The 7,425-nt window shown below is 36.1% G+C and carries 9 protein-coding genes; 4 read left to right on the top strand and 5 right to left on the bottom strand.

The window, feature by feature from the left end; translation table 11 throughout:
* The first annotated feature begins 645 nt into the window (after positions 1 to 645).
* The 3 genes from surE to AC3DU7_RS17745 all read left to right on the top strand — a co-directional run bounded on the left by surE (position 646) and on the right by AC3DU7_RS17745 (position 2,328).
* Positions 646 to 1,449 (top strand): 5'/3'-nucleotidase SurE, encoded by an 804-nt coding sequence (gene surE / locus AC3DU7_RS17755; protein ID WP_488040644.1) that lies wholly within the window; start codon positions 646 to 648, stop codon positions 1,447 to 1,449.
* Between the two features lie 129 nt (positions 1,450 to 1,578).
* Positions 1,579 to 1,977, top strand: coding sequence for a hypothetical protein (locus AC3DU7_RS17750; RefSeq protein ID WP_488040643.1), 399 nt, complete (start codon positions 1,579 to 1,581; stop codon positions 1,975 to 1,977).
* Positions 1,978 to 2,151: 174 nt separating this feature from the next.
* Positions 2,152 to 2,328 carry a hypothetical protein gene (locus tag AC3DU7_RS17745; protein ID WP_488040642.1) on the top strand — a complete coding sequence of 59 codons (177 nt, stop codon included), beginning with the start codon at positions 2,152 to 2,154 and terminating at the stop codon, positions 2,326 to 2,328.
* An 8-nt stretch (positions 2,329 to 2,336) separates the two neighbouring features.
* Here AC3DU7_RS17745 and AC3DU7_RS17740 read toward each other — a convergent pair whose 3' ends face one another.
* The 4 genes from AC3DU7_RS17740 to AC3DU7_RS17725 all read right to left on the bottom strand — a co-directional run bounded on the left by AC3DU7_RS17740 (position 2,337) and on the right by AC3DU7_RS17725 (position 5,495).
* Positions 2,337 to 2,594, bottom strand: a complete 258-nt coding sequence (locus AC3DU7_RS17740) for a zinc ribbon domain-containing protein (protein WP_488040646.1) — start codon at positions 2,592 to 2,594, stop codon at positions 2,337 to 2,339.
* Complete coding sequence (locus tag AC3DU7_RS17735; RefSeq protein ID WP_488040647.1) at positions 2,539 to 2,685, bottom strand: hypothetical protein; 147 nt, start codon at positions 2,683 to 2,685, stop codon at positions 2,539 to 2,541. The genes AC3DU7_RS17740 and AC3DU7_RS17735 overlap by 56 nt, the downstream gene beginning before the upstream one ends.
* Positions 2,678 to 3,616, bottom strand: a complete 939-nt coding sequence (locus AC3DU7_RS17730) for an RNA-guided endonuclease InsQ/TnpB family protein (RefSeq protein WP_488040641.1) — start codon at positions 3,614 to 3,616, stop codon at positions 2,678 to 2,680. The genes AC3DU7_RS17735 and AC3DU7_RS17730 overlap by 8 nt, the downstream gene beginning before the upstream one ends.
* A 190-nt stretch (positions 3,617 to 3,806) precedes the next feature.
* The gene (locus tag AC3DU7_RS17725; RefSeq protein ID WP_488040640.1) at positions 3,807 to 5,495 is read right to left on the bottom strand and encodes an ArnT family glycosyltransferase; all 1,689 of its coding nucleotides are present in this window, start codon (positions 5,493 to 5,495) and stop codon (positions 3,807 to 3,809) included.
* Positions 5,496 to 6,320: 825 nt separating this feature from the next.
* Here AC3DU7_RS17725 and AC3DU7_RS17720 point away from each other — a divergent pair.
* Complete coding sequence (locus AC3DU7_RS17720) at positions 6,321 to 7,007, top strand: ion channel (RefSeq protein WP_488040639.1); 687 nt, start codon at positions 6,321 to 6,323, stop codon at positions 7,005 to 7,007.
* A gap of 155 nt (positions 7,008 to 7,162) precedes the next feature.
* Here the strand turns inward: AC3DU7_RS17720 and AC3DU7_RS17715 are convergent.
* Positions 7,163 to 7,425, bottom strand: a 263-nt coding sequence (locus AC3DU7_RS17715) for a transposase (RefSeq protein ID WP_488040638.1), incomplete at its 5' end; no start/stop codon positions are given.

Raw genomic sequence — 7,425 nt, 5'->3', positions numbered from 1 at the left:
TAGTATGATTTGTTATTTTTTTTGTGCTTTTAACTATAAGAATATTTTTGAGTTGAATAAATAGTCATGCGTAGGGGCGAGTGACTCCCAATATAACTATTCTATCTGATTTTTTGTTAAAGTTCAACCTGATTTTTGAGTCGGCCGGTTTTTTTTTGGAGTGCTTCGCAGGATGTACTCGATCGAGGTGTTGGCGATAGTATGATTTGTTATTTTTTTTGTGCTTTTAACTATAAGAATATTTTTGAGTTGGCCGGGGTTTTCTTGGAGTGCTTCTCAGGATGTATTTGGTCGGGGTGTTAACGATTGAAACGTTTGTTCCAATCCCTTTGTCGATGAAGTTTTTGGTAGCTTTATCAAAATTTATCTAAAATCCAAAATAATTAGTCCCAAATAGCTCCACACTTGAACTTTCCATCATAAAATTGTGTTTGACGAATATGGCACTACCAGAATTGGGCACGGACATTTTTCAATCCTAAAACCCTTTTACAGTTCCCTATTCCCCATTCCCTGTTCCCTGTTCCCTGTTCCCTGTTCCCTGTTCCCTGTTCCCTGTTCCCTATTCCCTATTCCCTGTTCCCTGTTCCCTGTTCCCTAGCGCTATAATTCTAACTATTTTTTATTTTTCAAAAATCAATCAAAATGAAACTATTAATAAGTAACGACGATGGCATTTTTGCAGAAGGTATCCGGAGTTTGGCTAATGGTTTAGCAGCAGTAGGCCATGAAGTTGTTGTAGTTTGTCCTGACAAGGAACGTTCAGCCACTGGTCATGGTTTAACATTGCATCAACCTATTCGGGCAGAAATAGTCAAGTCAATTTTTGATGACACTATCACAGCTTGGGCCTGCTCTGGGACTCCTGCGGACTGTGTCAAACTAGCTTTATTTGCCTTACTAGAAACTCAGCCAGATTTAGTATTAGCAGGAATTAATCATGGTCCTAATTTAGGAACAGATATTTTATATTCCGGTACAGTTTCTGCTGCGATGGAAGGAGTTGTTCAAAACATTCCTAGTATTGCTTTTAGTCTTGGTAGTTATACTTCTAGAAACTTTGAAGTTGCTGTAAATTTTGCTCAAGATTTGGTGAAGAAAATTGACAATGAGCCTTTAGCTAATGCCATGTTACTAAATGTAAATATTCCAGCAGTTAAAGAAACAGAAATAGCAGGGGTAAAAATTACCCGTCAAGGAATTCGTCGCTATATAGATATATTTGAAAAACGGGTCGATCCACGAGGAAAAACTTATTACTGGCTAGCTGGAGAGGTACAGGAAGATGTGGAAGAAACCAACGATCGCTCTTCTGTGGAAAAGTTATCAACAGATGTCCAAGCAATACGTGAAAAATATATTACAATTACCCCCTTGCAATACAATTTCACCTATGGTAAACAACTAGGCTATCTCCAAAAATGGAAGATTGATAATTTTCGTGAATAGCTCACTTTTATGGAATAGAAATTAAGGCTACACTAGAAAAGAATAGGCAAGATAATCAAAATTGCAGATCAAAAAAACTCATCATAGGTGAGTAGTTAACAATTTCGTTGATTGAATAAAAATTTAAATATGAGCGCTCCCACATCTAAGAGTAATTCTGTTACCTGTCCAATTTGTCATCGCTCCAGTGCGACACAACCACTGGAAATATTTAATGGGCTATTTACTTGTCCATATTGTCATTCCCATCTGGTAATTAGTTGGAGTGGCCATTATGTTAGGGACCCTCTGGCTCTCCAACAGCTGGATATTGGACAAATGTTGAGAAGGCAAAGTAGACCTTTGGCTAGATTGCGTCGCGATCTGAGCAGGCAGTATTTACCTATAGTTATGGCGCTCGGGAGTGTCATATTGTTTGGAGGAGCGATCGCTTGTCTAAGTAAGTTTGATTTTAATTTGGGTATGTTTAATGGAGTCTCAGAGTCGGTGCAAGAAAAAGAAGTGTTGAATAATCAAAATAGTCAGTAGTTATTGAAGAAGGAAGAAGAAAGAAGGAAAAAGGAAGAAGGTTTAATTGTTTATGGATAGTCAACGAGCTGACACTTCGTATCTTAATAACCCGAACAATTATTTTCAAGGAAAAGGAAGAAGGAATTATGTTGTAATGACTAAATAAATCTTACTTGAGGAGTTAATATACTCATGTTAGAAGAAAATGAAATTGTATATGAAATTTTACAGGAAAAAGATTTAGAACAAACTATTAATTGTTTAGTTGATGTATTTCCCAGTGCCGAACCTATGTCAAGAGCACTTGGAATTACACCTAGTGACTGTTATCCCTTTGCTGAGAAAATTTGCCAAAAAGCTGTGGCATAAGGATTATCTCATATTGGTGACATCTCCCATACTAAGCTGACGCTATAGTGTAAGCTTCTCGTTTCGTAGCCCCGGTATCCCGTCGGGCAAGCGCGTGCTTTAAGGCCGGGATGCCCTACCGCCCTATTTTTTATATTTATCGCCGCATTTAAGTCGCGGTCTATTACAATACCGCAATACTGGCAGGAATGAGTTCGTATGTTTAATTCTTTATCGACTTTTTCCCCACAATTTGAGCAATCTTGGCTCGTATTTTTGGGGTTCACTGCTATGGTTTTCACCTCCAGCATTTCCGGCTTTGACAGTTAAAATAGTTAGAAAATTTCCCCATCCAGCATCGTTAATTGATTTACTCAAACGGGTCTTTGCTAGTCCTTTGATATTTAAGTTTGCCTCCGGCACGCCGCTCCGCGTCTACATGGGCGATAACTTCAGCTTTTAATAACAATTCATTGGCTGTTTTGAAATGAAAATCTTTACGTTTATCGGCAATCTTTTTATGTTGTTTGGCTACAGCTAAAAGAGATTTTAACCATCTTTTGCTGCCTTTCTTTTTACGGGATAAGCGTTTTTGTAGAGTTTTTAATCGCTTCTGATATTTTCGATAATATTGAGGAATAGGAACTGATTCTCCGTTACTTGTTACCAAAAAGTCTTTTAATCTCATATCTATTCCCAAAGTATTTTCTGAGGTAGGTTTAATATCAGAAGTGAATTGAGGAACCGACTTATCTTCTAGGGATAGCGTCACATAATAACCATCAGCTTTGCGACTAATCGTAACAGTTTTAATTTGAAATCCTTCTGGTATTGGTCGATGCTGAATCAACTTTACCTTACCTATTTTGGGTAAGTTTATCTTGTTTCCTTCAATGCAGTCAAGCTTGATTTGAGGATAACAAAAGCTTCGATAACGTCCTTTTCCCTTAAACCTTGGTTTCCCTAATCTGGTTCCATTTTTATCTGCCTTAAACCATCTATCAAAGGCAAGTTTTACCCGTTTTGTGCAGTTTTGTAATACCTGAGAATGAATTAGCTTGTATTCAGGAAACTTATCTTTGGTATTGACTAAATCTCGTTTTTGAGAGTAATAATCTGGATTATCTCTTAGTTGAGGAATTGGCATCACCAAAAGGCAAGCGTTAACTGGACAACGATTTTCTTCCCACCACGAAAACCGCTCTCCTAACCTATAGTTGTACTGCCGACGCAATAATTCCAACCACATTTCTATTGTGGCTATTTGCTCTTTGTTTGGCCTTAGTTTATATTGGTAGGCAGTGCGCATGGTGGAAAGTTTCCGGGGTGATTGGAATATCATAATACAAGTTTTTCAACCAAGCAAAAAATACAGCTTCACTGCGAAATGCAGGATTTAAAAGGAGCAAATAGTAAAATTCTTGTGTCGAGTATCTAGCCTTCTCAATACATACCTCACGGGTGGTGCGGCTGTATAGCCTACATTAATACTTGAACTTTCAATTTTTGCCTTCTCTCCTGACTAATGTCCATCCTTTGACAGTATTCAAAACTTCAAGATTTTCTAGGGTAAGGTTATCCAAATTTGATGCTTTAACTAATAGATATGGTTGAGACTGACTCTGCCATTGTTGTTGAATTTTTTGTGGCCCGACACGCTTGATGAGGCGATCGCTATAAAAATTTAAGGAGGGGCGGTCTTTAGTATCGAAAGAATAAACTGTCTGACTGGGGGGTGTATATTTCTGAATCATTTCTCCGACTGGTTTGACTGGATAGTCTTCTTGTAATTCCCAGATCCAATGAGGAGAATTAACAAAGAGTAGAAGTGAAAGATATGTTCCCCAAATCAAGGTTGACAAAAACTGACGGTCTTGTTGGTGTAATAGTATGGTTGTTATTGTAATTGTCAAGGCAATAGTTGCTGAGATTAACCTTAAGTACAAATCTAGTTTTGTCTGATTTTCCTCTCCCAGATGAAAAATACCACTGAAGTAAAGCCAAGCAACCCAAGCTAGTAAGGCGAGCAGTGCAAAAAAGGCTACTACTAGACGGTGATAAATAGTGGGGATACCTCTAGGATATTTTTTACTCTCACCTTGAGTATGAAGATATTGGTAAGTTGGAAACCGAAAGTATCCCAAATCTACTGGAAATTGATGCCAAATTTCTGTCAGATAAGTACCGACTGCTAGAGCAAAAGCGGGATAAATAGGCAGTACGTACCAGGGGAGTTTGGTATTCATCAGGGAAATAGCTAATAAATATACTCCGCTCCAGACCAAAACTAATTTTCCCCAACTGAGATTCCGATTTTTCCAACTCAGATATATTCCGGGAAACCAGAAAAGCTGCCAGGGGAAAGTATACTCTAGAATTTCTAATAAATAATACCAAATAGGTCCATCGTGACTGCCTACAGGTTGCCAAATACGTTTGAGAGATTGATGGAAAAAGTTGGCATGGAAAAATTCTATTCCGTAATGGAAAAATTGGGCTGTGTACCACAGAAATACTGGGAGCATCCCAAGCAAGATACCGCCCCAAAAATATTTACAACGCAATAGTCGGGGAGTATCCCATAAGAGGAAGAAAAGAGCGATCGCTCCTAAAAGTAGTCCTAAAATAATTCCTTTTGTGAGGGAAAGTAGGGCAAAACTCAAACCAATAGCTAGAGAATAACGGAGGTTACGACGCGATCGTAAAACACACCAAATCATTAGTAGAAAAAAACAAAGTACTGCCCCATCTAACATTGCTAAACGTCCATGTCGCACTACTGGCAATAAAGTTAAGTAGACTAAAGCAGATAAAATGGCAGGAGTGCGGGGGCGAAATAATTCTCTAGCAATACTATAAATTAAGGGTACAGAGAATGTTGTGAATAAAGCAGGGAATAAACGGGCAGTTAATTCATTTACTCCAGCAATATTGTAGGCAAAAGCTATCGACCAATGTACTAATGGTGGTTTATTCAAATAAGGAGTATCGTTGATAGTTGGGAAAACCCAATTCCAATCTTTTCTGGTTATTTCTCTAGCTACTTGAGCGACTATTCCTTCATCCCAGTCTCGCAAAGGTAATGTGCCTAAGTTAGTAAAAAATAGTAACAATGCTGCTAATAATAAGCTGGCAATTATAAGTGAATCTATATAGGTATTTTTGTTGGTGAAAATTTTATCAAACATTTATTCAATGAAAAAGTCAAAATTAGAAGAACAATAACAATAATAATTACTTAAAATTAGAGCATATTTTTTTTTATCTCCTGAAAATGGAAGATTTGAGACTTCATTTTTTTAGCGCTATCCTAAACCTTCAAGAATTTATAATTACCTCTTTTTGAAAAGAAGAGAATTGACTAATCATGAAAATTTTTATTTATCAAAATAATGTGGGTCTAAAACCCCGCCTTTTAAGGCGCAATATTTTTGGAGCCTTGCTCAAATCCCCTACTTCCCCTCCTGGGAGGGGAATTTGGGAGTAGGGAAAAAAAGATTAATCTTCAAACTGTACCTCACTATCCGCGCAAAGTGCTGTAATATCTAAATTTCACAAACCAAGAGTAATAAATTTGAGTTATTTTTCCCAAAAAGCCAATAGGTAATTCTGTAGTTTCTCTTGATTTAGTAATTAACAAGGAAAACTGTACTATCAAAAAATATAGTATAGTAAATTATCAAAATAATTTGCTCTAAAACCCTGCTTTTTAAGGTGAAATATTTTTGGATAGTTGCTCAAAATTACTGTTACAAAGATAACTTATGACTGTCTTGAGTGTGTCTTACATTCTTAGGTTCCCTCAGAATTACACACTCGCTTTTGACTTCTGACTACGTTAAATCAACCATTGGATTGTACAATAGTTAATATCAAATAGACTACCAGAAAAAATCTAGTATGTAAAATATCTTGATGTAGTCTTTAATTTGTGGAACAAGAATAAAAATTACCGCCGTTTTGCTCTATTTTATTACCAATAATTATTTACCAGTATTAGGGACAACAAATAGATGAATACAATCAAAAACTTATATTACAAAAAAACCGTATTTACTCAACTATTATTTGACTTAATTTTACTATTTTTACTATTTCCTCTATCGACTAATTTTTTCGGCTCTTTAGTTCTTAGCGCTGGATTTCTTATGACGAATCTTTTAGTAATTAAAACTTTGTCTATCCCGAAAAAATGGGTGTTTTTATTAAAGATATTGGCGTTTATCTGTTTTTTTTCTCATGGCATTTACTTCAGCAATAATTCAAATCTCATTGAAATTACAACCTTATTAACCTACCTATCCTATTCTGGCTTTATATGTCTAGCTATTATCGCTATAGGAAGTCATATTTTCATTCAAACCAGAGTCGATGCTGATGTAATTAATGGAGGAATTTCCATCTTCTTACTTTTTGGATTTTTATGGTTTAGCTTATATCATGTTATCTTAGCCATCGATCCAGGAGCATTTCAAAGTTCATCATTATTAGAAGCAGAAAGTGATTATCAACTTTTTTACTACAGTTTTACAACATTAACAACTTTAGGCTATGGAGATATTCTACCTATTAATAAATTTGCTATGACCTTAGCTACTTCAGAAGCTATTGTAGGTTTAATGTATCCTGCTGTTTTTATTTCTAGATTAGTTGGCCTCTATACTACTGAATTAAAAGGCGATCGCCACGAAAGCGAATAATAGTCTGAGGAGAAGGAGAAACAACTTTTTCTATCGTGATGAATCTGCTTTTTTGAAGATAAAGTGCTACAAAAAATAAAATAATTGTTAAATATTTATACTAGGAAAGTTGTGTTAAGAAAATTTAGTAGTAGTGTTTAAAGATAGTGATATTCTCAAAAAAAGCCGATGTTTGCACCTTGTTTCCAATTATCATTTTTTCCAATTACTACAGTAGCAATGTTATTAGTCACTAAATAATTGACAACTAACTTGCTGGTGTTATGCAGGTAATTCTCCACAAAACGATTTCTATGATAACTCAATGCTTCAATCTTACGACTGGTTTTTTTGTTGCCTTTGAGATTGCTTTGGTGCTTGGCTTTACCGAAAAATTGTGGGTATGCGCCTCCCCTTTTAAGGGGATAATAAAGAAAAA

The sequence above is a fragment of the Okeania sp. genome, assembly GCF_983059655.1.
This window is presented reverse-complemented; position numbering and strand designations above follow the sequence as displayed.